Raw genomic sequence first — 2,895 nt, forward strand, 5'->3', positions numbered from 1 at the left:
CCGAGCTGGACGATGGACCACAGCAGCAGCCGTTCGGCTTCCTTGCGGTAGTTCTCGAAGGTGGTTTTCGTGTCGGCGACGCGCGCCAGCCATGCGCGCACGGCCGCGAGGTCGTCATCGGCGGCGATCTGGCGGCGGCCGGTGGCGCGATTGACACCGGTGCGGCCGTCGAGATCATCGGGCAGTTCGAGGACGTCGAGCGGGCGCGGCGCGATGAGGGCGGTTTTCATGGGATCCGGTGGTCTTGGGGTGTCACGCGTTCAGTGTCGCACCTCTCGCAGTAAATTTCAACATTATAAAGGTAATGTCAAAATTTAATGCTGAATTGGTAGATATCAGGCTAATTGCGCAGTAATATTATGCAATTCAAAAATCCGCGGAACGCCCATGTCCGACGCCGTCCCTGATGAAAGCCGCCTCCAGGCCGAGGTCGAGCGCCTGAAAGCCGAATTTCCGCATACGCGCGATCTCTATCGGGAGGCCTGCGCGCTGCTGTTTTTCCGCTTCGGCGTCACGCCGACGGCGAACCGCCTCTACCAGCTCGTGCGTCGCGGCAGCATGAGTACTCCTGTCGCGGTGCTCAACGCGTTCTGGGCCGAGCTTCGGGAGAAAAGCCGCGTGCGGATCGAGCACGCCGACCTGCCCGCAGAACTGCGCGACGCGGCGGGCGAACTGGTGGCCACACTCTGGAAACGTGCTGCCGGCGCGGCCGAGGACGCCCTGCAGACGCTGCGGACCGAAGTCGAAGCCGTGCGGCTCGCCGCTGAAGCGTCAGTCGCTGCCGTGCAGACTGATCTGGCGCGCACCGAAACGGCACTGGAGCAGCGTACGACCACGCTGCTCACCGTGCAGGTGCGCATCAAGGAACTCGAACAGGCGCAGGCGGCGGCCGCGGCGACCCGTAACGCGCTCGAAGGCGAGCTCGCGCGTGCGCAGCAGGCGCTACGCGAACGGGACGCCGCTCTTGCGCAGGCCCGCGCCGATTTCACCGCCGAACTCGACAGGCAGCGGACCAGCACGGAGCTGGCCGAGACCTGCTTGCAGGCCGCGGAGAAGCGCGCGCTGCTCGAGATCGAGCGCGAACGAGCTGCCCATACGCGCGTGCAGCGGGAACTGGAAGTCGTACAGCAACGCACAGCGCGCGACGGCGAGCGCGCGCAGGCCGAGATCCAGGCGCTGCAGTCGCAGCTGGGCGACTTGCGCCATCAGGCGGGTATGCTGGAAGGTCGATTTGAAGCGATGCGGGCGAGCCACGTGGCCCAGGCGCAGGAGCTTGAATTCCTGCGGCAGAAAACGTCCGCTCCGGGCAGTGCCACAAGCCGGGCTCCGCGACGCGCGGCCCGACGGTCCGCCGGCCCTGTTAAAGCTGTTCCCAAGTCCGGCGTGAAGTCATGAGTCGCGCAGGACGCGGTCGACGGAAGGACGTCTGCCCGGAAATCGGCGTACTGATGCGCTACGAAGAACGTGTGGTGCGCGTAGTGGCAGAAGCGCGCGGTCAGCGGGTGATCATCGAATCACTTGACGATGATGGCTGCACCTTCCGGAGCACGGTGAAGTGGAAGAATCTGGCGCCGCTTCTAGCGCAGCTGTTCTGACCGGAGCCGCTCGGCGCGTTTTTGCGTGGCTGGTACAAGTCTTACTTCCGCAATGGACCAAGTTTCACTTCGTCGGACGCCTGCGGTTGGAGTCAGCGCGCGCCCCAGCGCCGGTGCAACTCGCAGCCCGCCTCGCGACCCTTTACAGGCGGGCTTCCGGGCAAGATGAACCAGAAATGTACCGGTTTGTACACGAAAAGTGAAGGGTCGGATAGTTGGGGCTATCCGCCCCTTCATTTCTGGACAGATCAACCGAATTGCAACGAACATTCGCAACGGGCGTACTAAGGAAGGTCTGCACAACTCGTTTTCAGAGAGTTGGCCGTTTGCCACTTGCGTCGTATCCGCCATGAGAGTCTGCTGGCAGGTTGGTCGTCTGGCTTTTGAAGCGTGACGACCACTGTTTGCCGAGATTCGCGGCCTGAATCTGCGAGCGTTTCAAGCCTTCCACAAAGCCTTGCGTGCCATCCACAGGTTGCCCAGAGCAAATAGTGTCGTGATCTGGGCGGTGTTCTTCATCAACCCTCGGTACCGGGTCTTTGTATAGCCAAACTGCTGTTTGAGCACGCGGAACGGATGTTCAACCTTGGCGCGGATGCCGGCCTTCAGGCGTTCAATCTGATCGAATATCGCGTCCAGCCGATCGGTTAGGTCCAATTGTCTGCGCCTGCCTGGTCGCATCGCGACATGCCAGCGAACCGCGCTTACCTGGCAGCGCTTTTCGATACCCTGATATCCGGCGTCAGCGTACACATCCATTTCCTGGCCGTGCAACAGCGCTTCGGCTGCATTGATGTCATGAACGTTGGCGGCTGTGCCGATGACCGTGTGGACCAGGCCCGACTCTGCGTCCACGCCGACGTGCGCTTTCATCCCGAAGTACCATTGATTTCCCTTCTTCGTCTGGTGCATTTCCGGGTCCCGTGTACCAGAGCCGTTCTTCGTCGAAGTGGGTGCGGAAATCAAGGTAGCGTCGACCGCCGACCCCACCTTCAGCATCAAGCCTTTCTCGTAAGGCTGATGATGTTTGGCCTGGCACCTTTTCTTTTCATCCCTAGCCCAATTCGGAACAGCTCCGGCACTTCAAAGCTGCCCTCGTCGGCGTACGCCACACCATACTTCTCCAAAATATCTAGTTCGTTCGGTTCAATTCCTTGTGCGGCCGCTTCGGCCCGGTCGAATGGCGTGGTCAAATCGGAGATAGCACGCAGCTTCGAGAAAATCGGAGTCAATTCGCGAACCTCTTTTGGATACTCGTCGACCTTAAGGCCACTGGTGTATTCGACCGCCTTTCGCATTG

The 2,895-nt window shown here is 61.2% G+C and carries 3 protein-coding genes and 2 pseudogenes; 2 read left to right on the top strand and 3 right to left on the bottom strand.

Annotated elements, in window-relative coordinates:
* Nucleotides 1-230 (bottom strand): annotated as a pseudogene (locus GCT19_RS41560) (tyrosine-type recombinase/integrase); the annotation flags it as partial.
* Between the two features lie 157 nt (nt 231-387).
* Here GCT19_RS41560 and GCT19_RS41565 point away from each other — a divergent pair.
* A complete protein-coding gene (locus tag GCT19_RS41565; protein WP_152855060.1) occupies nt 388-1,395 on the top strand; it encodes a DNA-binding protein in 1,008 nt (335 codons plus the stop codon).
* Nucleotides 1,396-1,448: 53 nt separating this feature from the next.
* Nucleotides 1,449-1,595, top strand: coding sequence for a hypothetical protein (locus tag GCT19_RS41570; RefSeq protein WP_018432603.1), 147 nt, complete (start codon nt 1,449-1,451; stop codon nt 1,593-1,595).
* A gap of 438 nt (nt 1,596-2,033) precedes the next feature.
* On the opposite strand, the pseudogene GCT19_RS41575 reads toward GCT19_RS41570, so the two are convergent.
* Both GCT19_RS41575 and GCT19_RS43160 read right to left on the bottom strand, forming a co-directional pair.
* Nucleotides 2,034-2,606: pseudogene (locus GCT19_RS41575) on the bottom strand (IS5 family transposase); the annotation flags it as partial.
* Nucleotides 2,594-2,895 (bottom strand): hypothetical protein (locus tag GCT19_RS43160; protein ID WP_193727538.1); only part of this gene is annotated, 302 nt, incomplete at its 5' end. The pseudogene GCT19_RS41575 and the gene GCT19_RS43160, both read right to left, overlap by 13 nt.

Source organism: Paraburkholderia atlantica (assembly GCF_009362785.1).
GTDB lineage: Bacteria > Pseudomonadota > Gammaproteobacteria > Burkholderiales > Burkholderiaceae > Paraburkholderia > Paraburkholderia atlantica.